This window comes from Rhizobium sp. 2YAF20 (assembly GCF_052114685.1).
In the GTDB taxonomy this organism is placed as follows: domain Bacteria; phylum Pseudomonadota; class Alphaproteobacteria; order Rhizobiales; family Rhizobiaceae; genus Rhizobium.
The window spans coordinates 240,141-265,934 of record NZ_JBFRFF010000005.1; the positions used below are offsets into that span (position 1 = coordinate 240,141).

The window sequence follows — 25,794 nt, forward strand, 5'->3', positions numbered from 1 at the left end:
ATCAGTTTACATAAGCCGTTGGACCGGTTAGCCTTACCCTGCGTTGGAACGTCGGCTTCGGAGGATGCATGAACGAGACGATCGCAGCCGGATTGCACCTGCCCGACGGGCCGGTCGGGCTGGACGACGGACGTGTTGCTCTGAGCGAAATGGTAGATGACCGCAGGTGCTTGACGATTGTCGATGCCGCTGGAAAACGCCATGAAGTCGCAAGGCCCGGCGGTCGACCAACAGGAGTTGCGGTCGATGGAGACGGTTGCTTTTGGACGGCCGGCGGACCGGAGAATTCCCTGGTAAGGTTTTCGCCAAAGGGTCGGACGCTGCAACTGATCGAGGGTTCGGACGAGGGCCCCTTCATCTTCCCGAACGATCTTGCCTTCGGTCCCGACGGTCTTCTCTACATGACCGATTCGGGTGTCGAAATTTCCGATTTTGTGGAGGGTTTCGGGATCAGGCCAGACTTTTTGAGCGCGCCCTATAACGGCCGGGTGTACCAGATCGATCCGAGGGAGGGCCGTGTACTGCGAACCCTTGCGACAGGCCTGCTACTGGCCAACGGCATCGCCTTCGACGCCGAGGGCCTGCTCTATTACAGCGAGACGCTGACGGGAAACATCTATCGCCAGATCGTCGGGGGGCGGCAGGAGATCTTCGCGCATGTGCTTCGATCGCCGACGAAAGACAAGCTCAACGGGCCGGCCGGCATGGCCTTCGATCGCGACGGCACGCTTTATTGCACCATCTATGGGCAAGGCGATATCTGCCTGATCGACCAAACTGGAACGGTATCGGGTCACATTCCGACAAATGGGCTGCTGCCCGGCAACATCGCCTTCACACTGGATGGAAAATACGCGCTCATCACCGAGCAGGAGCACGGTGCGGTCGAGCGCATACCCGCGCCGCGACCGGGCATGCCGCTGCATATGCCATCAATCTGACCTATCCGGGAGCGTGCCCGAAATGCCGGGCACGCCATTGTCGTTCGATCGCTATTCCGCGGCCGGGATCTGCTTCTGTGGCTTGACCTTGTCTTCTTCAGCCTGCTTGGCGTCGCTCACATGGGCGCGATGGCGGGTGCGCCAGTCGCCAAGGAACAGCAGGATAGGCGCGGCAATGAAGATCGACGAGGCGCCGGCGACAAGGATGCCGAAGACCATCGGGATCGCGAAGCTCGAGACGGCGCTGCCGCCCCAAATCGCCATCGGCACCAGGGCAAGGAAGGCGGTCGCGTTTGTGTAAAGGCTTCGCGCCAGGGTTTCGTTGATCGACTTGTCGATGATCTCGCGCAGCGGCATCGACTTGTAGAGCCGCATGTTTTCACGCATGCGGTCATAAACCACGACCTTGTCGTTCACCGAGTAACCGACGAGCGTCAGGATGGCGGCGATAGCCGTCAGGTTGAAGTCGAGACCGGTGATCGCGAAAAAGCCGATCGCCTTGGTGACGTCAAGCACCAGCGTGACAATAGCACCAACCGCAAACGGCCATTCGAACCGGAACCAGATGTAGAACAGCATCGCGAAGCTTGCGATCACGACCGAAAGGATACCGGCCCAGGCAAGCTCGCCGCTAACCTTCGGGCCGATGACGTCGGTGCCTTCGATGGTGGCGGTCGGGTCGATCTTGACGACTTCGGCTTTCAGCTTCTCGACCGCCGCGGTCTGGGCCGTCTCCCCGCCATCCTGCCGTTGGGCACGAACCAAGATGGTGTTGTTGTCGCCGAAGGTCTGCAGTGTGATCTCGCCAAGGCCAAGGGTGTTCAGGCCTTCACGGAATGTTGAAAGACTGGCCGGATCCTTTGTTTTGACCGACATCTGGATACCGCCGCGGAAGTCGACGCCGTAATTTAGGCCCGGATAGATGAACAGCCCGATGGAGGCGATCGAAAGGAACGCCGAAACGCTTACCCCGAAGAAGCGCGCCTTCATGAACTGGATGTGCTTGTCATACGGGCTGAACGGTATCAGCGGCTTGATGGTGAGCACCTTCAGCTTACGGCGGCGGACGATCGCAATCATGGCGACGCGCACGAATGCGACCGACGTAAACATCGAGATGATGAGGCCGAGACCCATGGTGACGGCAAAGCCGCGAACCGGGCCGGTGCCGAACCAGAACAGGATCGCTGCAGCGATCAGGGCCGTCATATTGCCGTCGATGATAGTCGAGTAGGCGCGACGGAAGCCGACATCGATGGCGGCGAAGGCGCTTCGGCCCTTGCGGGTCTCTTCGCGGATGCGCTCGTTGATGAGGACGTTGGCGTCGACCGCAAGCCCGATGCCGAGAACGACACCGGCGATACCCGGCAACGTCAGTGTCGCGCCGACAAGCGTCAGCGCCGAGAAGGTCAGCACCGTATGGATCACCAGCGCCACATTCGCAAGGATGCCCCATCCGCCGTAGAGAACGAAGATGAAGGCTGCGACGAGGATGAAGCCGACGATGCCGGAATAAATGCCCATCTTGATGGCGTCGGCACCAAGGTCGGCGCCGACGGTGCGCTCTTCGATGACGGTAAGCTTTGCAGGAAGCGCGCCGGCGCGCAGTAGAGCCGAAAGCGTTGTGGCGCTCTCAGCCGTGAAGTTGCCGGAAATCTGGCCGGATCCACCGGTGATGGGTTCGCGGATGACAGGCGCGCTCAACACCTTGTTGTCAAGCACGATGGCAAATGGCTTGCCGACGTTCTCGCGGGTGATCTCGGCAAAGCGATTGGCGCCCGCGCTGTCGAAGCGGAAGGTGACCAGTGGCTCATGCGTGTTCGGATCGAAGCTGACGCGGGCGTCGGCAAGACGGTCGCCCGACAGTTCGACACGATCCTGGATAGCGTAGCTGTTGCCCTTCTCGTCCTTCATAACAGTGACGCCGGGCCCTGGGTTGGAGATGTCGCCACCATCGGCCAGCATGTGGAACGACATTTTGGCCGTGGAGCCGAGCAGTTCGCGCAACCGCGACGGATCCTGCGTGCCCGGAAGCTGCACGAGAATGCGGTTGCTGCCGACGCGCTGGATTGTCGGCTCGGCGACACCCACCTGGTCGACGCGCTGGCGGATGACTTCGAGGCTCTGCTGGACGGCGTTATCGACGTTGGCGCCAATGCCGGCCGGCGAGAAGGCCAGCGTGATCGTTCCACCGTTCGGCGTAACCATAAGATCAGACTGGCCGGCGGTGATCCCGATGCTGATTGTATTGGCGAGCGTCTTCAGTTCGGTCACGGCCGCATCGCTCTGCGTCGGATCGGTCACGACAACGACGATCTGGTTCTGGTTCTGAACGATGGACTTGGTGAGGATGTTCTTGGCGCGCAGGACGCGGCGCGCATCCCCTACGAGCGACTGCAGCCGCTCATGGGTGAGGTCGCCTTCATCGACTTCGAGCACGAGATGGGAGCCGCCGCGAAGGTCGAGGCCGAGGGAGACCTGGGAGTGGGGAAGCCACGCCGGTATCTTTGCCAGCGTGGTCTGCGGCAGAACATTCGGTAGGGCGATGAGGAAGCCAAGCACGATGATCACCGCATAGGTGAACACCAGCCATGGTGAGGTGCGCATATGTTTTATCCCTGTATATGCTTGCGCCGGCGCAAAAGTCGCTGGCTCGCATGTGTGTCGTCATTTCTGGAGATGCACCGTTGCGGCGCGCGTCAGTTCAGGCCGCAGCGATCGGCGGTCCCCGAGCCAAATAGGCTCGCATGGAATAAGCGGCAGGAGGCGCCGCATCGAAAAGATCGCGCGGTTGCGATGTCGGATTGAAAAGCGAGAGCGAAGGCGGCGCTGGAACGAGTGCTGCATGACCGTCATGCCAGCCGTTTTTCGGCACGGCATCCCGCTCGGCATTGACGATACCGCGCGCTGTATCGCGCAGCGACAGGTAAAGCGGCTGGTTGCTCTTGCCGGCCGAGAAGCTGTTCGTCTCGTTATTGGCGATCGCTCCGAGGCCGCCGCCAAGCGCAAATCCGATATAGGCAAAGAAGGCGACAACCAGCGAAGCAATCACGCGCGGCATGGCGTGATGCGTCCGGCGGTCGATGTCTTCGCTATCGGCGATGCCTGGATCGAACGGATTCAAGGGTTGAAACGACCTTCATTCTTTCGCTGGTGCGGCGATTTTTGCCTCGCCTATCATACCAGCGGCCTCCTCGTCTTCATAGTCCGGCCTGTCATGATGCACTTGCGCCAGCCGGTCAACCATCCCCAGCGCGATTTCCCGTTCTCCCATGATCACGGTGTCGGCGCCGTAGCGCGTGATTTCATCGACTTCGGCGTCGCTATGGGCACGCGCCACGATCAGGATCGAAGGGTTGAGCCTTCGCGCCTGTTCGGCGATAGCGCAGGCCTCAAAGGCGTTCGGAATGGCGATGACGAGGCTGTCGACCTCCCGAATATTGGCGAAGGCGAGCACCTCTGGCAAGGCGGCGTTTCCGGAGATTGCCTCGATACCGAGATTGCGAAGTTCGGCAATGCGATGATCCGAGTCCTCGATTACGAGGAACGGTGCGGCGGAATTCTTGAGCCTTTCCACGACGATGCTGCCGACGCGCCCGTAACCCACGACGACGGTATGGTGGGCGAGCGACGTCGCAACTGGCTCGTCGTTGCCAGCGGCCACCGTGATTGGTTGGGGCTCCGCAGCGATGTCCTGTTCGCCGGCCGGTCCCGCGCGCTCGACCGAGACGGCCCCGAGGGGTCGAGCTCGGTTTTCGAGCTTTCGCTTCAACCGGTCACAGATGAAGAACACCAGCGGATTAAGAATGATCGAGAGGATCGCGCCGGCAAGGATCAGATCGCGGCCCTGTTCGGGCAGCAATCCGAGCTCCACCCCGAGGGCTGCCAGAATGAAGGAAAACTCGCCGATCTGCGAAAGACTGGCGGAAATCGTCAGCGCTGTGCCGATGGGCTTTCGGAAGGCAAGCACGATCAGGAACGCGGCTGCCGACTTGCCGATGATGATGATGAAGACAGTCGCCAGGACCAGGAACGGGTGCTCGACGAGAATGGTCGGGTTGAACAGCATCCCGACCGAAACAAAGAACAGAACGGCAAAGGCGTCGCGAAGCGGCAGGCTTTCCTCCGCTGCCCGGTGGCTAAGGTCGCTTTCAGCAAGAACCATCCCGGCGAAGAAGGCGCCAAGCGCCAGCGACACGCCGAAGAGTTTGGCCGCCCCGAATGCGACGCCGAGCGCGATTGCCAATACGCCGAGCCGGAACAGCTCGCGCGAGCCCGTATTGGCAGTCCGGTGCAGGATCCACGGAATGACGCGCCGTCCGACGACGAGCATCAGCCCGACGAAGATCACGACCTTCAAGAGTGTCATTCCGATGATGCCGCCAATGCCGAAATCCAGTCCGAACAGGCGACTGAGCGTAGCCGATAGTGGTTCGACCGGCCCGTGCCCGACGCCGGCAACGCTTGCCGCGGCCGGAATGAGAACCAGCGCCAGAACCATGGCCAGGTCCTCGACGATCAGCCAGCCGACCGCGATTTTGCCGCGCTCCGTTTCGACCAGCCGCCGCTCTTGCAGTGCCTTCAGCAACACGACGGTCGAAGCGACCGATAGGGCCAGCCCGAAAACAAGGCTGCCGCCGAGCGGCCAGCCCATCCAGGTTCCCATTGCCCAGCCGAGCAACGTTGCAAAGCCGATTTGGACAATGGCGCCGGGAACCGCGATGCCGCGCACCGACAGCAGGTCCTTCAGCGAAAAATGCAGGCCGACGCCGAACATCAGGAGAATGACGCCGATTTCAGCAAGCTCCGGCGCAAGGCTCTGATCGGCAACGAAGCCGGGGGTGTGCGGGCCGGACAGCACCCCGGCGATGAGATAGCCAACCAGCGGCGGCATACGCAGCCGATTGGCGATGGCACCGAAGATGAACGCCAGCACGAGACCCATCACGATGGTCGAGATCAGCGGCGTTTCATGCGGCATTGTCGTCTCCGATGCTGGAAATCGCTAAGGAGCAGGCGCAAGACAGCTTGGCGAGACGCTGTAGGCGTAAAGCGTCTTGTCCTTCATGTAGCCGAAGTCTGGCTTCCATGTGCTCACCATTTCAGAGTTCCCGGCGCGGCAATCGAGCGGCGCTGTCGCCACATAGAGCACGTTTGCCTTGGTGTCGGCTGGCAGGGAGAACATCTGCTCGTAATAGCTATTGGGGAAGCCGCCGAAGTTGCGGGCGTAGACATGATATGGCTTGCCCTTCAGCGTATAGAATAGGTCGGCCAGAATATCCCGGTTGTCGGCGACGATCGTGTCCAGATGCGCCTGGCCGGCGACGTCGGCGACCTTGAGGCTGATCGCGCTGCGGCCGACATAGCGTTTCATCACGAGTTCCCCATTCGGCAGCTTCAGATCACCGGCAAAGACGGTGAGGACCGGCAGCAGGATTGCCGGAATGCCGTTGATGATCAACGAGGTGGTCAGTCCGCGTTTGGTGTCCTTGAGCATCCAGACGGCAAGGATCGTGCCCGCCGAATAGGCCGTCACCGCCCAATTGGCATAGGCCTTGGCAAACAGCGCCTGCATGGTGATCAGCGCGACGATCGGGACAGAGAGCCAGATGAGCTTCTTTTCCAGCGCGCTGCTCGCCCCGCGAAACATGCGCCGTGTCGCCCATAGCATCGCAAAGAAAATAACAGGCCCGACGACGCCGAACTGGGCAGCCAGGAATTCCAGCCCGCTGCGCAGATGGAACAGGATGCCTGCGTCTTTGCCGCCTCCATCCCAGTGTGCGATGGCCTCGGTATGGCGGACGGTCGCGATATCGTGCGACAGGTTCCACAAAAGATTGGGCGAAACGACGATCGCCCCGGCAATGGCGGCAATGATCACATCGCGCCATGCAACCCGCGCAGATGCAAGCGTGATCATCGCGACCGCGACGCCGGGCAGCATGAAGAGCACGGAGTATTTCGTGAGAAATGCCAGGCCGAGGCTGATGCCGAGGATGAGCGCCTCCGTGGCGGACGCTCGCTTGTTGAGCCCGAAGAAGGCCCAGATCGCGATCGAGACGAAGAGGATTTGGATCGTGTCGGTCGAGACAAGCGTGGAGGACAGTGACACTGCGGGCAGCGTGGTGAAGGTGACGCCGACCCAGGGCTCGATCTCAGGTCCCGCAATCCGGCGCGAGGCGCGCATCAGGACAAGCGCGGTTGTCATGTGAAACAGAGGCGCCGAAAGCCTTATCCAGAACGTCGAGTCTGACCTCCCAAGCGCGTTGAAGAGCCTGATGACCCAGGCGATCATCGGCGGCTTGGAATAATAGCCGAAATCGAGGTTCTGGCCCCAGAACCAGTACTGGGCCTCGTCCACGAAGAGATCTGTCGTGTTGAAATAAAGCATGACGACACGCCAAAGCGTCACCGCAAAGATGGTGAGCAGGGCAAGTCGAAGCGATAAGCTTGTCTGCGGCGAAACGATTGCGTTGCTTGTTTCGATATGGGCAGGGCTGGACATTGCTGCTCGATCCTGAGGCCGGTCGACGAATGGTGGCCTTCATATGGCACTATCGAATGCAACGCCAGCCGCCGCATCGCATTGCATAACGATATGCGCGGCCTCTAGCCGCCGTGCAGGCAATAAAGCCTTGTACCGTCAGAGTTGTTAAGTAAGCTGGCCCGGGGATGTCAGAACACGCGAAGCGCGAGTTTTTCCCGCGAAAATTCGATCCGGTTCAATAGCGCGATTGCAAATAGCGTCATGCCGGCAATGAGTGATGCGCTCAATCCAAGAACAATCATTGCTCTTTCCTCTGTGGACGTCGAAGTCTTTATGCCCTTGTCGACTACAATGCGAAACTTGCTCCTGACTTGCGGCGAAGTGCAGTTAAACCAATTAATCATTGGCTAAATTTCATTTTGATTCAAAAGCGGGCTGCTCGAAGCCGTTATTAACCTTCAAGCAAGGAATTAACCATAAACATTGGGATACACGTCGGAATGGGAGAATGTTGCCCTCTCCCACCAGGCATGAAGCCGCCCCCGCGTACCCGGGCCCGATCCCGGATTCCATTTCAGTTAAGCAGTTCCAGCACTGACTTCGGTGAACGAGCGGCTCTTGTCTTCCGGCGCCCAAGCCGGCGGCCATACATGTCGTCTCGCTATCTCATTGTTCATACTGGATTATCAGAATTTCGTCGGGCCTTTGCGCCTGATACATTTCGGTGGGGACGGCTTTGGCGCAAGACCAGCCAGCAGATCAGGCACAACGGGCGCAGGCAGGCAGCCTTCGCGACCGATTGCGCTTTGCCGGTCTCGATCAGGAGCAGTGCGACGCCGTGCGCCGTCACCGCCCTGCGCTGCAGGCGCATCTGAAGGCCGGCCTGCGCGATCTCTTTCAGCGCTATCAGTCGCATCCGGATGCATCCCGCAACTTTTCCTCCGAGCGCCAGATCGAGCGTCTCCACGATCTCCAGTCTTCGCATTGGGACGTTTTGACAGATGCCCGCTTCGACAGTCTCTATGCCGAGCGGGTCAAGGTTCTGTCGGATTCGGAAAGCAAGATGGGGCTCGATCCCCGCTGGCATGTTGCCGGCCACGGGGTCGTCCTCGAGCATCTGCTTTCGGGAATAGCCGAGGACATGGGTACGCGAGCCCTGTTGCCGGGTTCAAAGCGCCGGGCACGCGAACTGTCGGAACTCCTGTCGGCGATTGTTCGGCTTGTCATGGTCGACGTCGAGATCGCCGTGTCGTTGCGCTTCAACGAGGCCCGCATCGCCCATCAGCGGGCTTTGGTGGACCAGCGCGCCGCTGACCAGGCAGAGGCTGCCGATATCTTCGCCCAGGTCATCCGCGCTCTTGCCGAACGCGATCTGACAGCCCGCGTCAACGCTGATGTGCCGGCCGCCTACGCGGATCTTGCACAAACGCTGAATGCCGCTCTGGACGAGATCCAAGGCGATTTTGCCTCGCTTTCCAGTCGCCTGCAGACCGCGGAAGCCGCAGCCGGCGCGCTTGCCAGGGATAGCCACGTCCTGACCCGGTCTTCTGCCGGTCACGCCCAGGAGCTTCTCGGCGCGGCCAAGAGCCTCGCCAATCTTGCCGACCAGGTCCGCGACAATGCCTCGAGCACACGCTCGGCCGAGCGCGCCGTATCCACGACCCGGGTTGCCGCCGAGGCCAGCGGCCTTGTCGTCGGCCAGGCAATCACAGCGATGTCCGATATTGAGACCTCGGCCGAGAAAATCGGCGAGATCATCGGCGTCATCGACGAGATCGCGTTCCAGACCAACCTACTGGCGCTGAATGCCGGGATCGAGGCCGCGCGCGCCGGCGACAGCGGTCGCGGCTTTGCCGTCGTCGCGCAGGAGGTGCGTGCGCTGGCGCAGCGTTCCGCCGATGCTGCCCGCGAAATCAAAACGCTGGTATCTGGCACCAAGGCACAGGTCGATGCCGGGGTGCAGATGGTGGGCCGGACCCAGGAGGCGATTGGCAATATCGTCCGCCAGGTCGGCGACATCAACGACGCAATTTCTGGCATCGCCAACGCGACCGACGATCAGGCGGCTGGTCTCGGCACCGTGACAGCCGAGGTCGGAAGCCTGGGCGCACGTGTCGCAGAGACGAGCGGGCTTGCCCGCAGCACCGGCGAAGGCGCCGACAGCCTGCAAACCGTCATCCTCGAGCTGGGGCAGACGATCCGCGAATTCCGCATCGCCCGCGAAAAGCAATATGCCGATAAAGGCAGCCTGCCGCGCCGCGCGATGGCCACGATACCTGCGCTTCGTGACGAGGGCCTGTCGCTGGCGTCCTATCCAGAGACGGAAACCGACGACGTATTCGATATTCCGCGGCGCGCGGCCGGGCTGGGGGGACATCGGAATGTCTTCTAAGAGATTTGATCTGATGCGCATGCAGGCGGCGGGGCCTGAGTTCAAACGACAGGAAACGATGTGATGGCAGGCAAGAAGGGCGAAAAGACAATCAGTCTGGCCGCAGTGCTGGACCTCAACGAAGCTTCGGCGCTTCGCGGCAAATTGATGGGATTGCGCGGCGGTAATGTCGTGGTCGACGCCTCGGGCGTCGAAAGGGTCGGAGCTCTATGCATCCAGGTAATCATGGCGGCGGCAAAGACCTGGGATGAGGACAAGCTGTCCTTCACCTTTTCCAAGGTGTCGGATGCATTTCAGAAAACGCTGCAGCTGATCGGTGTCAACATCGACCACCTGCTTGCCAAGGAGATCCGGCAATGAAGAAAAAAGTGCTCACCGTGGATGATTCACGGACGATCCGTAACATGCTGCTCGTGACGCTGAACAATGCAGGTTTCGAAACCATCCAGGCCGAAGACGGCATAGAGGGTCTCGAGGTCCTCGAGGAGGCAAATCCCGATGTCATCGTCACCGACATCAACATGCCTCGCCTCGATGGTTTCGGTTTTATCGAAGGTGTACGCCGCAACGACAAATATCGTGCGATCCCGATCCTGGTCCTGACCACGGAAAGCGATGCCGAAAAGAAAAACCGTGCCCGTCAGGCCGGCGCGACCGGCTGGATCGTCAAGCCTTTCGACCCGGCCAAGCTGATCGATGCCATAGAGCGTGTAACCGCTTAAACAGGATTTCTTCCTATGGATATGAACGAAATCAAAGAGATCTTCTTTCAGGAATGTGAGGAACAACTCGCCGAACTGGAATCCGGTCTTCTGAAATTGAATGACGGCGACCGAGATTCGGAAACCGTCAATGCTGTCTTTCGTGCCGTTCATTCCATCAAGGGAGGAGCAGGGGCGTTCGGTCTCGACGATCTGGTCGCTTTTGCCCACGTTTTTGAGACAACGCTCGACTGTGTTCGCTCCAATAAGCTCGAACCGACCCAGGACGTGCTCAAGGTGATGCTGAAGGCGGCCGATGTGCTCGCCGATCTGACCAACGTCGCACGCGACGGCGGCAGCGTCGACGACGCCAGAAGCCGCGGTCTTGTCAAGGAGCTCGAGGCGCTTGCCCACGGCACGCCCATCGCAGCCGCTCCGCTCGAAGCCGTTGTTGCGAAGATAGCTGTGCCGGCACCTGTCAAGGCAGCGGCGCCCGCGCCGACGGACGAAAGCGGTTTCGAGCCCATTCCTTTCACCTTCGACGATTTTGGCGATCCGGACGACGTGGCCGTACAGCTTCCGCAATTCGAGATCAGCTTCAAGCCGCGCTCCGAACTCTATTCCAAGGGCAACGACACGACGCTTCTGCTGCGGGACCTGTCGCGCCTCGGCGAAATGAGCATTCACTGCAACATGGATGCCTTGCCGTCGCTGCCAGACATTGATGCCGAAGCCGCCTATTTCGAGTGGACGATTTCGCTGAAGACCGACAAGGGCGAAGACGCCATCCGCAGCGTCTTCGAATTTGCCGAATGGGATTGCGACTTGGAGGTCAAGGCGGCCGCCGAGATCGCAAGCACGGCCGGCACTGACGATGAACTGCCGATGGTCCCCGTTCCGTTCGATCTCTCGGCGCTCGACGACGATGCCGGTCCGACGGAGGCTGATACATCAAAGGGCGATGTCGCTGCAGCGGTTGCTGCCGCCGAAACCGCAAGCAACGTGGCGCAGCTGGCCTCGGCCGCCGCGCGTGCGGAAAAGAGGGAGCAGGCCGGCGCTGCGGCCGCCAACGCAGCTGCGCAGAACAATGCCGCTGCCGGTCAGACAATCCGTGTTGACCTCGACCGCGTCGATCGCCTGATCAACCTCGTCGGCGAGCTGGTCATTAACCAGGCCATGCTGTCGCAGAGCGTCATCGAGAACGACAACAACGGCACTTCGTCGATCAATATGGGCCTCGAAGAGCTGCAGCAGCTCACCCGCGAAATCCAGGACAGCGTCATGGCGATCCGTGCGCAGCCGGTAAAGCCGGTGTTCCAGCGCATGTCGCGCATCGTCCGCGAAATCGCCGACATGACCGGCAAATCGATCCGCCTCGTCACCGAAGGTGAAAATACCGAGGTAGACAAGACGGTCATCGACAAGCTGGCCGAGCCGCTGACCCACATGATCCGCAACGCGGTCGATCATGGTGTCGAGACCCCGGAAAAACGCGTCTCGCTTGGCAAGAATCCCGAAGGCACCGTCCGCCTGACTGCAAAGCATCGCTCCGGGCGCATCCTGATTGAGCTTGCCGACGACGGCGCCGGCATCAACCGCGAGAAGGTTCGCCAGAAGGCCATCGACAATGACCTGATCGCCGCCGATGCCAATCTTTCCGATGAGGAGATCGATAACCTGATCTTCCTGCCGGGCTTTTCCACCGCCGACAAGATCTCCGACATCTCCGGCCGGGGCGTCGGCATGGACGTCGTCAAGCGCTCGATCCAGGCGCTTGGCGGACGCATCAACATCACCTCGAAGCCGGGTCACGGTTCCGTCTTTACGATGAGCCTGCCGCTGACACTCGCCGTTCTCGACGGAATGGTCGTGACCGTCGCCGGCCAGACCCTGGTCGTACCGCTGACGGCAATTGTCGAAACGCTGCAGCCGGAAGCCGCAGCGATCCATTCCTTCGGCGCCGACCACCGCCTCATCTCGATCCGCAATTCGTTCTGCCCGCTGGTCGACGTTGGCCGCATCCTGAACTTCCGCAACACCCAGGCGAACCCGGTCGACGGTGTAGCCCTTCTGGTGGAATCGGAAGGTGGCGGTCAGCGCGCCCTGATGGTGGACGCCATCCAGGGCCAGCGCCAGGTCGTCATCAAGAGCCTGGAAGCCAACTACACCCACGTTCCCGGTATCGCGGCCGCGACCATCCTCGGCGATGGCCGCGTCGCACTCATCCTTGACGTCGACGCCGTCGTGTCTGCCTCCCGAGGGCAGTCGCTGAGGGCCGAGATGTCGTACGCAGCGGCGGGTTGAGCCATGTCATTTGCGGCCAAGAACATGAACCAGGGTGATCGCGAGCTGATAGCATTCCGCATCGGCGATCAGGAGTTCTGCGTCGACGTCATGTCGGTTCGCGAAATACGCGGTTGGACACCGGCGACGCCGATGCCTCACGCACCGTCCTACGTGCTGGGCGTCATCAATCTGCGCGGTGCCGTACTGTCGATCATGGATCTGTCGGCAAGGCTCGGCATGAAACCCGCGGTGCCGACCGAACGTCACGTCATCATTGTTACCCAGGTCAAGCGCAAGACGATCGGTCTTCTCGTCGATGCCGTGTCGGATATCCTGACCATCAACGACGACAACATCCAACCCCCGCCGGAAGTTTCCTCGGATCTCGTCAAGCGCTATGCGCGCGGCATTCTGGCGATCGAACGCCGTATGGTGTGCCTGATTGAACTCGAAGCCCTGTTTCCAGACACCGAAAGCGAAGCCGCATGAGTTCGATGGGCGCTACAGATCTGCGACAGTCTCCAGACGAGGTCCTTGCCAGCGGCGAATACCCGCTGCGCCGCCGCGACCTCAACGAAATTGCCGCAATGATCTATTCCGATGCCGGCATTTCGCTCAACGAGACGAAGGCTTCGCTGGTCTATTCCAGGCTCTCCAAGCACATCCGCAGCCTTGGCCTTACGGGCTTCCAGGAATATTGCTCGCTTGTCTCGTCGGCGGCAGGCGCTGCCGCCCGGCGCGAAATGCTGTCGCATCTGACGACCAATTTCACCCGCTTCTTCCGCGAGAACCATCACTTCGACCACCTGAGGACCGAGGTCTTGCCGGAGCTCCTGGCGCGTGCCAGGAATGGCGGCCGTGTGCGAATTTGGTCGGCCGCCTGTTCCGACGGGCAGGAGCCCTATTCGATCGCGCTGACCGTGCTGTCGCTGATGCCGAACGCGGCGGACTACGATTTCCGGATTCTCGCAACCGATATCGACCCGAAGATCCTGACGCTGGCGCGCGCTGGCACTTATGACGAGACTGCACTTGAAACGGTCTCTCCCGCCATGCGCAAGCAATGGTTCCAGGAAGTCGACATCCAGGGTCGCCGCAAATTCCAGATCGACGACCGGGTCAAGCGATTGATCACCTTCAACGAGCTGAACCTGATGGCGCAGTGGCCTTTCAAGGGCGTGTTCGACGTCATCTTCTGCCGCAACGTCGTCATCTATTTCGACGAACCGACGCAGGTGAAAATCTGGTCGCGCTTTGCAGACCTCTTGCCGGAAGGCGGGCATCTGTATATCGGCCATTCCGAGCGTGTGTCGGGCGACGCCAAGGCCATCCTCGATAACGTCGGCATCACCACCTATCGCTACCTCGGTAAAAATGCGGGGAGAAGAGCATGACCCTGCCGGCCCGCGTCCTCGTCGTCGATGACTCCGCCACCATGCGTGGCCTGATTACCGCGATCCTGAGCTCGGATCCGGACGTAAACGTTGTCGGTCAGGCGGGCGACGCCATGCAGGCGCGCGCCGCAATCAAGGAACTCAATCCCGACGTCGTCACCCTCGACATCGAGATGCCGAACATGAACGGTCTCGAATTCCTCGAAAAGATCATGACGCTTCGGCCGATGCCGGTGATCATGGTGTCGACCTTGACCCACCGCGGTGCGGAAGCAACGCTTGCGGCCCTCGAAATCGGCGCCTTCGATTGCGTCGGCAAGCCGACACCGGGCGAACGGCATCCGTTTGGCGATCTGGCGGAAAAGGTGAAGGCCGCCGCTCGCACCCAGCGTCAGTATAAGCGCGCACCCTCTGGCCCTGCTGCGCCGCCGCCGGCGGTGGCCGACTTTCGCGTCGGCCGCAAGATCGTCGCGATCGGTTCGTCAACCGGTGGCGTCGAAGCGCTGATCGCCGTTTTGCAGAAGTTTCCGGCCAATTGCCCGCCGACGGTGATTACCCAGCATATGCCGCCGACCTTCACCAGGAGCTTTGCCGAACGTCTCAACCGGCTTTGCGCTCCGATCGTCGAGGAAGCAACCGACGGCGCGCGGCTTGAGATCGGCAAGATCTACCTGGCTCCGGGAGGCGAACGCCATTTGCAGGTCGTCAATGCTGCGGCACCTCACTGCCGCCTTATCGACCGTGATCCAGTAAATGGCCACCGTCCCTCGGTGGATGTTCTCTTTGACTCCGTCGCCGAACTTGCGGGCCGCAACGCAGTTGGAGCGATCCTGACAGGCATGGGTCGCGATGGCGCTGCTGGCCTGTTGAAAATGCGACATGCCGGTGCGCGAACAATCGGGCAGAACGAAAAAACCTGCGTCGTTTACGGAATGCCAAGGGTTGCATACGAACTTGGCGCTGTTGAGCAGCAGCTTCCGCTGACTGCCATCGGCGAAGAAATATTGAAAATGACAGCCGCGCGAAAGGAGAGTGAATAATGTCTCTAGCGGAGAAAATTAAAGTCCTGATCGTTGATGACCAGGTCACCAGTCGCCTGCTTTTGAGCGATGCTCTGACACAGCTCGGTTTCAAGCAGATTACCTCGGCCGGTGACGGAGAACAGGGGATGAAGATCATGGAGCAGCAGCCCCATCATCTGGTGATCTCCGATTTCAACATGCCAAAGATGGATGGTATCGGTCTTCTCCAGGCCGTGCGCACCAATCCGACGACAAAGAAGGCAGCCTTTATCATCCTGACTGCTCAGGGCGATAGGGCTCTGGTCCAGAGAGCGGCCCAGCTTGGCGCCAACAACGTCCTTGCCAAGCCCTTTACCATCGAAAAGATGAAGGCGGCGATCGAGGCTGTCTTTGGAGCGTTGAAATGAACACTGAGACTGCAGTCAGGCGCGTCCACATCATTCAAGGCGAGTACAAGGTTATCAGCGACCCGGTTGTGGTGCTGTCGACCATTCTCGGCTCGTGCGTGGCTGCTTGTCTGCGTGACCCGATTGCCGGCGTTGGCGGCATGAACCACTTTCTGCTGCCCGGCAATGCCTCTTCCCCCTCGACCGGCGGCGATGCCACACGCTACGGCGTCCATCTGATGGAGTTGCTCATCAATGGTTTGCTGAAGCAGGGCGCGCGCCGCGACAGACTGGAAGCAAAGGTCTTCGGTGGGGCCAAGACGATCGCCATGTTCTCCAATGTCGGCGAACAGAACGCGGCCTTTGCCATGCAGTTCCTGCGGGATGAAGGCATTCCCGTCGTTGGGTCGAGCACCGGCGGGGAGCACGGGCGGAAAGTCGAGTTCTGGCCGATTTCCGGTCGCGCCCGGCAATATCCGCTGACCGGCGCCGAAACGCAGAAGACGGTCGCGCTCGAGCAGCGTCCGGTCCCAGCGGCCAAGCCCGTCGAAAATTCGATCGAATTCTTTTAGGAAGTGGGGATTGTTGCGTGAATATTGCGTCGCACAAGGAAGCATCGACAATGGAAGAAGCGCTTCCCGCAATTCTCCTGCGGATTGTGTCGGAATTGCACGACGTCGCCTATCTGATCGAGCGCGTAGAGCCGCAATTGGTCGATCTGGGCGGCCCAAACGTGCTTGATCATCCCGAATCGCTAAGGGTGATGCAAGGCATCGATCTTGCAGTACAGAAGACGCGAGGCATCGCCGAATTCATCGACACCATCACCGGCAGCATCCCCGCCAGCCTGACGGTTGATGTTGCAACTGCTCTCAGCCTCGTCAAGCTTGCAGAAATGAAGAAGGCGCTCGCAGGCGGTGCCGGCCACGGCTATTCGCAGCCTCTGGCCAAGGCAGCCGGCGATTTCGATTTCTTCTGACAGAATTCGCCGCCGGTGAAGTTGTGATCTCTTTAAAATAACTGTCTTTCCGGGCCTTATCGGCCCGAAGGAAACGCTCGCACAAGTTTCGGTTTCTATCTTCAGGGTAGGGCAGAAAGCCAATTTTGTCTTTGACGAATCGTGCGAGAACAGAATGAATCTGTTAAATCAATTAGTTCAGCTATTTAAGAACATCCAGAATCTAGGGCGAACGCGCCTGATGATGCTGGCCGGTGTCGGCGTTGTTTCAATGGCTATGGTTCTTGGCGCCGCCCTCTACGTCAACAAGCCCGCTCAGGAATCGCTGTACGTCGGCCTGGAAAAAGCCGATCTCAACCAGATCAGCATGGCCATGGCGGAAGCCAACATGCCTTTCCAGGTTGGAACCGACGGCACCAGTCTGACAGTCCCGGCCGGAACGACCGGCAAGGCGCGGCTGTTTCTGGCCGAACGCGGCCTGCCCAACAGCACGAATGCCGGCTATGAGCTTTTCGACAATGTCGGCTCGCTTGGTCTCACCTCCTTCATGCAGGAAATAACCCGTGTCCGAGCGCTGGAAGGCGAAATCAGCCGGACGATCACATCGATCAACGGCATCACCTCGGCGCGGGTGCACATCGTCATGCCGGATGTGGGCAATTTCCGCAAAGCCGAACAGAAGCCGACCGCCTCCGTCATGATCCGCGCCGGCGCAGACGCAGGGCACAAGGCTGCGCAATCGATCCGCCACCTGGTCGCCTCGGCTGTTCCCGGCCTCGAGGTCGACGACGTGACGATCCTCGATTCGACTGGCCAGCTGCTTGCCTCCGGTGACGACCCGACCAACAGCACTATCAATCGCAACCTCGGCATAGTCCAGAACGTCCAAAGCGACGTCGAAGCGAATATCGGCAAGGCTCTGGCGCCCTTCCTCGGCGTCGACAATTTCCGCTCGAGCGTTACGGCCCAGCTCAACACCGACGCACAGCAGATCCAGCAGACGGTCTACGATCCCGAAAGCAAGGTGGAGCGTTCTGTCCGCACGACCAAGGAAGCCCAGAAGTCGCAGCAGAAGCAGTCGGACTCGGCGGCAACCGTGGAGCAGAACATTCCGCAGGCAGCACCGACATCAGGCGGTGCCGGTCCGCAGTCGAGCGACCAGACCGACAAGAAGGAAGAGCAGACCAACTACGAGATCAACAGCACCACGACCGCAACCACGCGCAACAGCTATCGACTCGAAAAGCTCTCGGTTGCCGTCGTCGTCAACAAGGGGCGCATCGCCAAGATGGTCGGCGAGCCCGCCGATCAGGCCAAGGTCGATGCCTACCTTGCCGAAATGCAGAAGATCGTCGCGAGTGCTGCCGGCATCGACCCGAAGCGCGGCGACGTCATCACCGTCAATGCGATGGACTTCCTCGACAACCAGCTTCTCGAAGAAACCGCCACCGGCCCAGGCGTCATGGACATGCTGAGCCGCAACATGGCCGGCATCATCAACTCGGCCGCCTTCGTGCTCGTTGCCTTCCTGATCGTATGGATGGGCTTCCGTCCGCTGATCCGCTCGATCGGCGCCGGTTCAGGTACTGCCCTGGAGACCCTTCCAGAGGCAGCCGGCCTGGAGCTTCCGGACTTCGCGCCAGGCATCGCCGGCGCCGGCGGGGCCCTGATGGACGGCTTCGGTTCCGACTTCGGCTTCGACAGCACGGACGATCTGCTGACGATGGGCGAGGACGACGGCAACTTCAACCGCCGCGTCAAGGAAGGCCCGGAGCGGCGTTTGTCGCGCATGGTGGAAATGAGCGAGGAACGCGCCGCCAAAATCCTGCGCAAATGGGCGATCGAAGTTCCAGCCTGATGTAAATGCGAGGCTTCCGCCGACCCTTGGACAAGGTGGAAAACAGAACCGAAAGACCAGAACCCGCGAGGCACCGAGCTTCGCGGGCTTCCGCCTTTGTCGGGCCGCAACCGCTTGCGTCCCAGTAATTGGTTAACAAGATCTGTATCGCGAACCCAGATCCATTGCTGGGGCCGTAGAATCAACCTACACTCATCATACCTGTTGGAAATAAGCGGCATAAAGGTCGCGAATCAGGGCGCATAAAATTCATCTTTTGTGAACCCCCAAAAGTTGGAGGTAGAAATCATTGGTGTATCCGATACCCTAAGAATGATTCGCAGAGAGGCTGTTGCCGACCGCCCTGTGTTTTGCGCGAGGATTTGATCCGGGCTCAGCAATGCTATCGTTGACGACAGTCGTCTAACACCGGCAGGAAGTGCGAATGGACATGCAGACGTTGCAGGCGGGCAGGCGCGACAAGGACACGGCGATGCTGCCTGTCACTGCAAAAACGATTTCGCGTGACCAGCTGATCACCCAGCTGACGATCGCAGCTGGCGCGCCGCAGCTTCAATTTGGCCTGCGGGCACTGACGGACTACGTTGGAGCGTCGCACTATCTGCTGGCGAGGTGCGATCTCATCCAGGAAAACGGCCTCGAGTTCGTCGTCGCCTCCGATTGGCCGTTTGATCTTGTCCGGCGCCTCGCTTCCGAATTGGTCGGCGCCTATGTCCGAACGACCGAACTCGAGAAATGCCTGCAGTTGCTTCAGCCGAATTTTGCGCTGCTTCCCGACGATGCCGAGCTGCCGGAGGGGGCCAGCAGACAATACTGCTCATTGACGTTCAATGTCGGACGGACACGCCTTTCGCTGATGCTGATCTTTCGGGATGGCTTCATTCTATCGCCGGAGCGCCTGCGCGACGTCGGCCTTCTCGCCGGATATTATTCGAGCTTCACAAGGGTTGGTGAAAGCCGCTCCGAGCGTGATTTTGAGCTGACGGACCGAGAGCTGGAATGTCTGTATTGGATCGCCGAGGGAAAGACGAGTGATGAAATCGCGATGATCCTTGGCATCTCTCGCAACACGATCAACAACTACATCACCAGCGTCATGCGCAAGACGGCGACAAAAACGCGATCAGAAGCGATTGCGCTGGCGGTCCGAAACAATCTTGTCTGAAGGGTTCTAGATGCGATATCCACCAGACAGGACCGTTGCCCCGGGTGAAGTGCGATTGACACGATTACACAGGATTTCAAGCCGCTCGGACCTCTTCCCCCGGCTGGTGTCGATGCAAAAACTGATCGACGCGCAGAATTTCGCCGTCTACCGTGTGACCGGCTCCGGCCTGCCAAGCAAGCATCGCCTAGTCTGCGAGCTGGAAAATTGGGGTGCGGCCAATGCCGGCCTTGGCAAGAGTTTCATCGACGCCTATGGCGAAGCCATGCTCGATCATATCGAGAAGTCGCTATTGCCTTTGATGTGGAATGGCCGCGAGGATGACAGCACGGCCGAAACCCCCGATTTTGCGCCCTTCACGGTGCGGATGAGGCCGCAGCTGGTGCCTTTTGCCGGCATTGCCTTCCCCGTGCGGCTGGGTGCGGTCGGCAATGGCTACGTTGTTTTCACCGCCAATTTCATCGATCTCGCCAGCGACATGATCATCGACCTGCACGGTCGCAGCTGCCAGATCATCATGGATCTCCTATCACTTGATGAGCGCCGCTCGACCGTCGCCGAGCAGTTGAGCGAGCGCGAGATCGCCTGCCTCCAGCTCGCCGGCGACGGCCGGATCAGCGAGGAGATCGCGGAAAAGCTCCGGCTGTCGATACACACCGTCAATGCCTATCTCGGCTCGGCAACGATCAAGCTGGATTCCGTCAACCGCATCCAGGCGATCGCCAAAGCCATTCGCCTCGGCTATATCAGCTGACGGTTCGACGCGAAGCGCCCCCGACGACGTAAAAAGTGTTGCTTTGGACGATATGCCGGTCTATCCGGCGAGCGCTGTGGGCTGGGCCGTGGAGTAGCGCGCGGCTCTCAAGCTGCGAGCGAGCAGGGCGGTGTTGTCGTCCGGATCGGCGGACGCGTTGTCGAACGCGATGTGATTGATCTCGATGCCGGCATGGTGCTCGGCAAGGGCAAGCTTTGCATAGATTATGATGCCCTGCGGCTTGATTTCGAGATCGATGCTGACCTCGGCCGGGCCACCCCATTCAAGTGTATAGTCCCCTCCAAGGCCGAAATTGACCGTGCCGGGGAGAAAATAGAGCTCGGCCGCAGAGGCCACAAGGTCGGCCAAATTGCCGTAGCATTCGTATCGCAAAAGCGAAATCAAATCGGCGGCGTCGAGCAATCTGAGCTCGCTGGCCACCGGGCTGATTGCTTCGGCGAGGATTTGCTCACGCTGGGTAGAGTAGGGGCATTTTTTCATTCGATTTATCGTACCCGTTTCTTATCAGACTGCTTTGCGTAGATCCTATGGATCAGCTCGGCGACTGCCTTGTAAAATACCGACGGGATAACACTATCGACCGAGACTTGCGCAAACATGGAGCGCGCCAACGGCGGATCTTCGAATACCGGGATGTTGTTTTCCTCCGCAAGCTCACGGATTCTAAGGGCAATCAGGTCCTGGCCCTTGGCGACGACCACGGGCGCGTCATTCTCCTCGCGGACGTAACGCAACGCTACGGCGAAATGTGTCGGGTTCGCAATCACCAGCGTCGCGCGCGACACGTTCTTCATCATGCGCTGACGGGCACGATCTCGGGCGAGCGAACGCTGGCGGGATTTGACGATCGGGTCGCCTTGCGCCTGCTTGAACTCGTCCTTTACCTCCTGCTTGGTCATCTTCAGCTGGTCGAACCAATGATGCCGCGTCCAGAACAGGTCGATGATGGCAACAACGGCAGCAGCCAGCAGGACCACGACCAGGATCTTTTTCATGATCGCGGCAATTCGCACGAAAAGCGTCTGCGGATCGGAGTACATCGCATCGATTGAGCTGAAGAACTCGCTTTTGAGCACGAAGAACATGACGATGCCGACCACGACGATCTTGAGCATCGCCTTGCCGAATTCAATGAGGCCCGGAACGCTGGCGATCCGGCCCAAACCCTTCATCGGCGAGATACGCGAAAACTGCGGGCGAATTCGTTCCAGCACCGGGCTTGGAAGGTTCTGCGCGACGGAGGAGCTGATGCCGAAGGCGAAAAACAGGGCGACGGCGGGAACGAGCATATTGGCTATTTCCCAGCCGATGCGCACGAATAGCGCGATTGCGTCCGGACCGGTCTCCAGCTTCCATTGATCGGGCTTTTCGAAGAGGTCGCGCAACACCTCTCCCATGCGGCCGACACGGTCCGGCAAAAAGAAGACGATGTAGATGAAGGTTGCAAGCATCGAGGCAAACAGGGTCGCCTCCCGAGAGCTTGGAACGTTGCCCTTCTCTGCCGCCTCGTTCATTTTTTTGGCGGTCGGGTCTTCTGTTTTGCTGTCCTTGTCTTCGTCAGCCAAGTCCGCCACCCTTCATAAAAGGCAACAGGCCGCGCGTCGCGCGCAGCCTGATGATCGGAAACGGTAGACCCCTGGAGCAGAAGCGGCAACTCGCACGATCAGACGAGCTCGGGATTTCAACAGTCTTGGATCATGCGGCCTCTGCCGCCGGGTCCGGATCGCTTTCCTTGAGCTGTATCTGCCCGGACGAGGCGAGCCGAATGGCTTCCTGGGCGATGGCGCGGCGTGCGATCGCGATCTCGCGCGGGTTGACGCCGGTGGCTCCGGAGGACAAGTCCGATTCGATCATGCGACGCTGGCGCGGGCTGATCGAGGAGAGCACGACTTCGCGCATCTCGAGGGGTGAACCACGCAGCGACATCGTCAGGATATCGGCGGAGATGTCGTTGAGAAGCAGCACGCGACCACGCTGTGGCATGTGCATGAGATCCTCGAAGAGGAAAATCTTCGGGCGGACCTTGTTGACCGATTCCTTGCTCAGCGATTCGAGCGAGTTCAGCAAGACGTCGACCTGTGGCTTCTCCAGCTCGTTCATCAGTTCGGCTACCTTGGCCGAGCCGTTCGAATTGCGCTCGGAGTCGATCTCGACCAGCAGCGAGACGACCCGCTTCTCGATGATCTGAGCTGCCTTGGGGCTGACGTCCTTCAGATTGACGGTACGGTTCATGATATCGGCCCGTCGAGATTCCGGTAGCTCCAGCAATACCTTGGCGCCAAAGGACGACGGCATCATAGAAAGGATGTAGGCAATCGTCTGCGGATGCTCGCGCAGGAGGAAGCGGCCGACAAATGCCGGCTCCGCCTCGCCGAGGCGATCCCAGATCGAGGTCTCATAGGCCTGGAACGCGGTCCGGCGGCCAAGCAGGCTGTCCACCTCGTCCGGTGTCAACCCTTCTTCGAGGATGCTCTCGATCGCCTTGGCGTTGTCCATCAGACCGGCGCCTTCGGTGAAAAGATCCTCGAATTCGGCAACAAGCAGTGCAAGCTCGTCGGGCGGAATGGGACGCAGCGACTGCGCGGAGGTGATAATCAGCTGCAGCTCGTGCTGCGTAAAATACTTCAGCAGTCGTCCGGCCACCGTCTTTCCCATAGCGAGAAGAACGGCGGCGGCTTTTTCAGCCTGAGACAACGGTTTCTCGGCTAGAGCGCCGCCGAAATCGTCAAAGTCCATCATGGTCTTCTCCGTCCCTCACATCGGGATTAGGCTTGTCGCGTACTTAGAACTTCTATGAGCTTGACGCCGAAACGGGTGTCGTCGTTTTCAAGAACGGTAATTTCGCCCCGGGCGATCCGACGCCCGTTGACGGTAATTTCGACAGGCTCGCCGATTTTCCTATCGAGGGCAATGATTGCCCCTTCGGTAAGGTTCATCAGGCCTGAAACCTGCATGCGGCTGCTGCCGAGAACGATCTGGACGTCGATCGGAATGTCCATGATCATGTCGAGATTGGCATTCAGCGCACTGCCGATAGGCGGCGTCGCGGCAAAGGACGGCGAGCTGTCAAAGCTATCCGGCTCAAAAGCGGATGGCTTGCTCACCTCGTCGTCAAAATCGCCGAAAGTCGAAAGGCTGGTGCTCTCCTCGGTCGGTGCGCTGCCGAAATCGCCCGAACCGAAATCGCTGGTGCCGAAGTCACCGGTGCCGAAATCAGCGAAACCAGGCACTTCGCCGGCCGCGTCCTGCTGCAGCACGCCGCGAAGGCCGTCGATGGCCTCGTTTAATTCGGCCTCGTTCCCCGGAAGCTCCAGGGCGTCGTCGCTGTTCTTCTGTGTCTTCTTCGTAGCCATGAATTCACTATTCCAGTTGAAACTTGCCTCAAACTGCCGTTATCGCGCCAAGCGCTAAGAGAACCGATTAATTCATCAAATGCCGGAGCAGCTCGTCGTCCGAGTTGACGTTATCCTTGACGCGAACGGTATAATTCTCGCCCGAGCGTCCGAACTCGCAGACATAGAGTTCCTTGCCGTTGGCGCTCACCTCCACGTGGACATCCTGGCTGTCCTTGAAGGGAATGACATCACCGACGGCAAGCCTGGAAACGGTTGCCAGCGTCAACGACTGCAGCTTGATCCGCGCCTCGAGCGTAACCTTCGAGCGGCGTACCTGCTCGGAGAGCTGTTCCGACCACGCATCGGATTTCGCCGCCTGGGCCCTTGGCTTCGGTGCCGAGATATTGGTCTTCAGAAGCACCTTCTGCGGCACGATCACCACGAATTCGGAGCTTGCCGTGCCAATGGTCATCATCATTCTGGCCGCAGCTGCAAACTCGTCGACATGATCGTCGGAATGTCTCGGCCGCATCTCGATATTGAGCGGCGGCTCCAATAGCGGCTCGAAGCCACCAGGCGCATTGACGGCTGAGCGAAGCACGTTGGCAAGCTTGTCGAACACCATCACGGAAAGGTCGAGCTCGATTACCGAAAGGGGGCGCAGGACCGGTTGCTTAATCGTCTCAGGCAGAGCTCCCAGCAAGTGTTCCATCAACGTCAGGACGATGCCGCTGCCACAGGCCAGAACAAAGGTCGGCGACCAGTTGCGCAGCGAACCGTCGGCCAGCGCGAAATTCTCACCGAGATCGGCGATGACGTCGTTCACCAGACCGGCCTCGCAGCCGAGATAGGAAACGGAGACCTCGAGGCCGGTCTCGCCCTTAATAAGGTCGGGCAGAAAATCGCTGAAGATATGGCCAAGAGCGGCGCAACGTTTTGCCACCGTCGCATGGTCGCCGAGGCCCCCGGTCAGTTTGGCAAGCAGGACGGGATCGATGTTGGGAACGGTATTCGTTGTCTGGTCGCTCATCGTCGTCACGCAGCCTTGTTCTCACCGCCGGGGTTCATCATTTCCTGCTCGACCGCGTCGATCGACGGACGTTCATAGGCCGAGATGGTCTTGCGTCCATATTCCAGCGCAACCTGCGGCACGGAGCCGTTCATGTAAGCGAGCAGCGTCTGCTTCACGATGACGTAGAGCCGGTGCTGCTTGGTGCGTACGACCTTGATCTGCGAACATAGCGGCGCGCAAACCGAGTAAGACAGAATGATGCCGAGGAAGGTGCCGACTAGCGCCGAGCCGATCAAATGTCCGAGCACTTCAGGGCTGTCGTTGATGTGGCTCATCGCCTTGATGACGCCGAGGACGGCGGCAACGATGCCGATCGCCGGGAAGCTGTCGCCCATGATGGTAATGGCATGGAACGGCTTCATCTTGTCGTAGTGGATCGTGTTGATTTCCTCGTCCATCAACGCCTCGATCTCGTGCGAGCGGGCATTGCCGATGATGATCAGCCGGACGTAGTCGCAAATGAAGGAGGTCAACTCCTTGTTTTTCAACACGGTCGGCGCGGATTGGAAGATCGAGGATTCTTCCGGGTTGTCGATATGTGCTTCGATCTCGTTGCGCGACTTGGTGCGCAGGTCGCGCATCAGCGAATAGAGCACGCCGAGAACGTCGAGGTAGTTGCGCTCCTTGGGGACGGAATGCTTGAAGGCCTCGCCCAGCGCCTTGCCGGAATCCTTCACGACTTTCATTGGGTTGGCCATGATGAAGCCGCCAATGCCGGCTCCTGCGATGATGACAAATTCAAAGGGCTGGAAAAGGGCATCGACATGCCCGCCCATGGCCATGAAGCTGCCGATGATGCAGCCGCAGGTCACAACAAATCCGATAATAATATTCATGGACGGTCCACACCTGAACGTTCGTTTCGTCCATTGAAGTACGGCGTCTATCTTGCGTGAGGCTGTTCCGGGACCCATCCTCGAGCCCGTCTTCCCCACCCTCGAGCCCATATTCGCGGTGTCAGCTTCGCACAAGGAAATGGAGGCAAGGTGCGCTCACGGGCATCCACGCCCGGCTAACGAGAT

At 59.8% G+C, this 25,794-nt stretch carries 24 protein-coding genes; 14 read left to right on the forward strand and 10 right to left on the reverse strand.

Annotation, left to right across the window (positions count from 1 at the left end; genetic code table 11):
• Positions 1 to 68: 68 nt before the first annotated feature.
• Positions 69 to 941, forward strand: coding sequence for an SMP-30/gluconolactonase/LRE family protein (locus AB4Z52_RS10350; RefSeq protein WP_442217813.1), 873 nt, complete (start codon positions 69 to 71; stop codon positions 939 to 941).
• Between the two features lie 51 nt (positions 942 to 992).
• Here the strand turns inward: AB4Z52_RS10350 and secD are convergent, their stop codons facing one another.
• The 4 genes from secD to AB4Z52_RS10370 all read right to left on the reverse strand — a co-directional run bounded on the left by secD (position 993) and on the right by AB4Z52_RS10370 (position 7,446).
• A complete protein-coding gene (gene secD / locus AB4Z52_RS10355) occupies positions 993 to 3,548 on the reverse strand; it encodes a protein translocase subunit SecD (protein ID WP_442217814.1) in 2,556 nt (851 codons plus the stop codon).
• 97 nt (positions 3,549 to 3,645) lie between these two features.
• On the reverse strand, positions 3,646 to 4,065 hold the full coding sequence (locus AB4Z52_RS10360; protein WP_442217815.1) for a hypothetical protein: 420 nt from the start codon (positions 4,063 to 4,065) through the stop codon (positions 3,646 to 3,648).
• A 15-nt stretch (positions 4,066 to 4,080) separates the two neighbouring features.
• Positions 4,081 to 5,922: a YbaL family putative K(+) efflux transporter gene (gene ybaL / locus AB4Z52_RS10365; RefSeq protein ID WP_442217816.1), complete on the reverse strand. Its 1,842-nt coding sequence runs from the start codon at positions 5,920 to 5,922 to the stop codon at positions 4,081 to 4,083.
• 24 nt (positions 5,923 to 5,946) lie between these two features.
• Positions 5,947 to 7,446 (reverse strand): ArnT family glycosyltransferase, encoded by a 1,500-nt coding sequence (locus tag AB4Z52_RS10370; RefSeq protein WP_442217817.1) that lies wholly within the window; start codon positions 7,444 to 7,446, stop codon positions 5,947 to 5,949.
• A gap of 718 nt (positions 7,447 to 8,164) precedes the next feature.
• Between AB4Z52_RS10370 and AB4Z52_RS10375 the strand changes: the two genes are divergently transcribed.
• The 13 genes from AB4Z52_RS10375 to visR all read left to right on the forward strand — a co-directional run bounded on the left by AB4Z52_RS10375 (position 8,165) and on the right by visR (position 20,344).
• Entirely contained in the window at positions 8,165 to 9,820 is a 1,656-nt protein-coding gene (locus AB4Z52_RS10375; RefSeq protein WP_442217818.1) for a globin-coupled sensor protein, read from the forward strand.
• A gap of 63 nt (positions 9,821 to 9,883) precedes the next feature.
• Entirely contained in the window at positions 9,884 to 10,180 is a 297-nt protein-coding gene (locus AB4Z52_RS10380; protein WP_442217819.1) for an STAS domain-containing protein, read from the forward strand.
• Positions 10,177 to 10,542 (forward strand): chemotaxis response regulator CheY1, encoded by a 366-nt coding sequence (cheY1, locus tag AB4Z52_RS10385; protein WP_007695696.1) that lies wholly within the window; start codon positions 10,177 to 10,179, stop codon positions 10,540 to 10,542. The genes AB4Z52_RS10380 and cheY1 overlap by 4 nt, the downstream gene beginning before the upstream one ends.
• A gap of 15 nt (positions 10,543 to 10,557) precedes the next feature.
• A complete protein-coding gene (locus AB4Z52_RS10390) occupies positions 10,558 to 12,825 on the forward strand; it encodes a chemotaxis protein CheA (RefSeq protein WP_442217820.1) in 2,268 nt (755 codons plus the stop codon).
• A 3-nt stretch (positions 12,826 to 12,828) separates the two neighbouring features.
• Positions 12,829 to 13,296, forward strand: a complete 468-nt coding sequence (locus tag AB4Z52_RS10395) for a chemotaxis protein CheW (RefSeq protein ID WP_442217821.1) — start codon at positions 12,829 to 12,831, stop codon at positions 13,294 to 13,296.
• Positions 13,293 to 14,201: a protein-glutamate O-methyltransferase CheR gene (gene cheR / locus AB4Z52_RS10400; protein WP_442217822.1), complete on the forward strand. Its 909-nt coding sequence runs from the start codon at positions 13,293 to 13,295 to the stop codon at positions 14,199 to 14,201. The genes AB4Z52_RS10395 and cheR overlap by 4 nt, the downstream gene beginning before the upstream one ends.
• Positions 14,198 to 15,241: a protein-glutamate O-methylesterase CheB gene (gene cheB / locus AB4Z52_RS10405; protein WP_442217823.1), complete on the forward strand. Its 1,044-nt coding sequence runs from the start codon at positions 14,198 to 14,200 to the stop codon at positions 15,239 to 15,241. The genes cheR and cheB overlap by 4 nt, the downstream gene beginning before the upstream one ends.
• Positions 15,241 to 15,630, forward strand: a complete 390-nt coding sequence (locus AB4Z52_RS10410) for a response regulator (protein ID WP_111161637.1) — start codon at positions 15,241 to 15,243, stop codon at positions 15,628 to 15,630. Before cheB ends, AB4Z52_RS10410 begins: the two co-directional genes overlap by 1 nt.
• Complete coding sequence (cheD, locus tag AB4Z52_RS10415; protein WP_442217824.1) at positions 15,627 to 16,181, forward strand: chemoreceptor glutamine deamidase CheD; 555 nt, start codon at positions 15,627 to 15,629, stop codon at positions 16,179 to 16,181. Before AB4Z52_RS10410 ends, cheD begins: the two co-directional genes overlap by 4 nt.
• Positions 16,182 to 16,198: 17 nt before the next feature.
• Positions 16,199 to 16,588, forward strand: a complete 390-nt coding sequence (gene cheT, locus AB4Z52_RS10420) for a chemotaxis protein CheT (RefSeq protein ID WP_442217825.1) — start codon at positions 16,199 to 16,201, stop codon at positions 16,586 to 16,588.
• Between the two features lie 154 nt (positions 16,589 to 16,742).
• Positions 16,743 to 18,425, forward strand: a complete 1,683-nt coding sequence (gene fliF, locus AB4Z52_RS10425; protein WP_442217826.1) for a flagellar basal-body MS-ring/collar protein FliF — start codon at positions 16,743 to 16,745, stop codon at positions 18,423 to 18,425.
• A gap of 424 nt (positions 18,426 to 18,849) precedes the next feature.
• Positions 18,850 to 19,590, forward strand: coding sequence for a transcriptional regulator VisN (gene visN / locus AB4Z52_RS10430; RefSeq protein ID WP_442217827.1), 741 nt, complete (start codon positions 18,850 to 18,852; stop codon positions 19,588 to 19,590).
• A gap of 10 nt (positions 19,591 to 19,600) precedes the next feature.
• Positions 19,601 to 20,344, forward strand: coding sequence for a transcriptional regulator VisR (visR, locus tag AB4Z52_RS10435; protein ID WP_442217828.1), 744 nt, complete (start codon positions 19,601 to 19,603; stop codon positions 20,342 to 20,344).
• Between the two features lie 60 nt (positions 20,345 to 20,404).
• Here visR and AB4Z52_RS10440 read toward each other — a convergent pair whose 3' ends face one another.
• From AB4Z52_RS10440 to motA, 6 genes are all read right to left on the reverse strand, one after another.
• Positions 20,405 to 20,845 (reverse strand): hypothetical protein, encoded by a 441-nt coding sequence (locus AB4Z52_RS10440; RefSeq protein WP_442217829.1) that lies wholly within the window; start codon positions 20,843 to 20,845, stop codon positions 20,405 to 20,407.
• A 5-nt stretch (positions 20,846 to 20,850) separates the two neighbouring features.
• Positions 20,851 to 21,930, reverse strand: coding sequence for a flagellar biosynthesis protein FlhB (flhB, locus tag AB4Z52_RS10445; RefSeq protein ID WP_442217830.1), 1,080 nt, complete (start codon positions 21,928 to 21,930; stop codon positions 20,851 to 20,853).
• Positions 21,931 to 22,060: 130 nt separating this feature from the next.
• On the reverse strand, positions 22,061 to 23,104 hold the full coding sequence (gene fliG, locus AB4Z52_RS10450; RefSeq protein WP_442217831.1) for a flagellar motor switch protein FliG: 1,044 nt from the start codon (positions 23,102 to 23,104) through the stop codon (positions 22,061 to 22,063).
• A gap of 26 nt (positions 23,105 to 23,130) precedes the next feature.
• The gene (fliN, locus tag AB4Z52_RS10455) at positions 23,131 to 23,718 is read right to left on the reverse strand and encodes a flagellar motor switch protein FliN (protein ID WP_442217832.1); all 588 of its coding nucleotides are present in this window, start codon (positions 23,716 to 23,718) and stop codon (positions 23,131 to 23,133) included.
• A 67-nt stretch (positions 23,719 to 23,785) separates the two neighbouring features.
• Positions 23,786 to 24,730, reverse strand: coding sequence for a FliM/FliN family flagellar motor switch protein (locus AB4Z52_RS10460; RefSeq protein WP_442217833.1), 945 nt, complete (start codon positions 24,728 to 24,730; stop codon positions 23,786 to 23,788).
• Positions 24,731 to 24,735: 5 nt separating this feature from the next.
• Complete coding sequence (gene motA / locus AB4Z52_RS10465; RefSeq protein ID WP_442217834.1) at positions 24,736 to 25,608, reverse strand: flagellar motor stator protein MotA; 873 nt, start codon at positions 25,606 to 25,608, stop codon at positions 24,736 to 24,738.
• Positions 25,609 to 25,794 lie beyond the last annotated feature (186 nt).

What these genes read in the sequence shown, in the direction of transcription:
- AB4Z52_RS10350 (WP_442217813.1), top strand. Translation starts at nt 69, where the DNA reads ATGAACGAGACGATCGCAGCCGGATTGCACCTGCCCGACGGGCCGGTC.
- secD (WP_442217814.1), bottom strand. Translation starts at nt 3,548, where the DNA reads ATGCGCACCTCACCATGGCTGGTGTTCACCTATGCGGTGATCATCGTG.
- ybaL (WP_442217816.1), bottom strand. Translation starts at nt 5,922, where the DNA reads ATGCCGCATGAAACGCCGCTGATCTCGACCATCGTGATGGGTCTCGTG.
- AB4Z52_RS10370 (WP_442217817.1), bottom strand. Translation starts at nt 7,446, where the DNA reads ATGTCCAGCCCTGCCCATATCGAAACAAGCAACGCAATCGTTTCGCCG.
- AB4Z52_RS10380 (WP_442217819.1), top strand. Translation starts at nt 9,884, where the DNA reads ATGGCAGGCAAGAAGGGCGAAAAGACAATCAGTCTGGCCGCAGTGCTG.
- cheY1 (WP_007695696.1), top strand. Translation starts at nt 10,177, where the DNA reads ATGAAGAAAAAAGTGCTCACCGTGGATGATTCACGGACGATCCGTAAC.
- AB4Z52_RS10390 (WP_442217820.1), top strand. Translation starts at nt 10,558, where the DNA reads ATGGATATGAACGAAATCAAAGAGATCTTCTTTCAGGAATGTGAGGAA.
- AB4Z52_RS10395 (WP_442217821.1), top strand. Translation starts at nt 12,829, where the DNA reads ATGTCATTTGCGGCCAAGAACATGAACCAGGGTGATCGCGAGCTGATA.
- cheR (WP_442217822.1), top strand. Translation starts at nt 13,293, where the DNA reads ATGAGTTCGATGGGCGCTACAGATCTGCGACAGTCTCCAGACGAGGTC.
- cheB (WP_442217823.1), top strand. Translation starts at nt 14,198, where the DNA reads ATGACCCTGCCGGCCCGCGTCCTCGTCGTCGATGACTCCGCCACCATG.
- AB4Z52_RS10410 (WP_111161637.1), top strand. Translation starts at nt 15,241, where the DNA reads ATGTCTCTAGCGGAGAAAATTAAAGTCCTGATCGTTGATGACCAGGTC.
- cheD (WP_442217824.1), top strand. Translation starts at nt 15,627, where the DNA reads ATGAACACTGAGACTGCAGTCAGGCGCGTCCACATCATTCAAGGCGAG.
- fliF (WP_442217826.1), top strand. Translation starts at nt 16,743, where the DNA reads ATGAATCTGTTAAATCAATTAGTTCAGCTATTTAAGAACATCCAGAAT.
- visN (WP_442217827.1), top strand. Translation starts at nt 18,850, where the DNA reads ATGGACATGCAGACGTTGCAGGCGGGCAGGCGCGACAAGGACACGGCG.
- visR (WP_442217828.1), top strand. Translation starts at nt 19,601, where the DNA reads ATGCGATATCCACCAGACAGGACCGTTGCCCCGGGTGAAGTGCGATTG.
- AB4Z52_RS10440 (WP_442217829.1), bottom strand. Translation starts at nt 20,845, where the DNA reads ATGAAAAAATGCCCCTACTCTACCCAGCGTGAGCAAATCCTCGCCGAA.
- fliG (WP_442217831.1), bottom strand. Translation starts at nt 23,104, where the DNA reads ATGATGGACTTTGACGATTTCGGCGGCGCTCTAGCCGAGAAACCGTTG.
- fliN (WP_442217832.1), bottom strand. Translation starts at nt 23,718, where the DNA reads ATGGCTACGAAGAAGACACAGAAGAACAGCGACGACGCCCTGGAGCTT.
- AB4Z52_RS10460 (WP_442217833.1), bottom strand. Translation starts at nt 24,730, where the DNA reads ATGAGCGACCAGACAACGAATACCGTTCCCAACATCGATCCCGTCCTG.
- motA (WP_442217834.1), bottom strand. Translation starts at nt 25,608, where the DNA reads ATGAATATTATTATCGGATTTGTTGTGACCTGCGGCTGCATCATCGGC.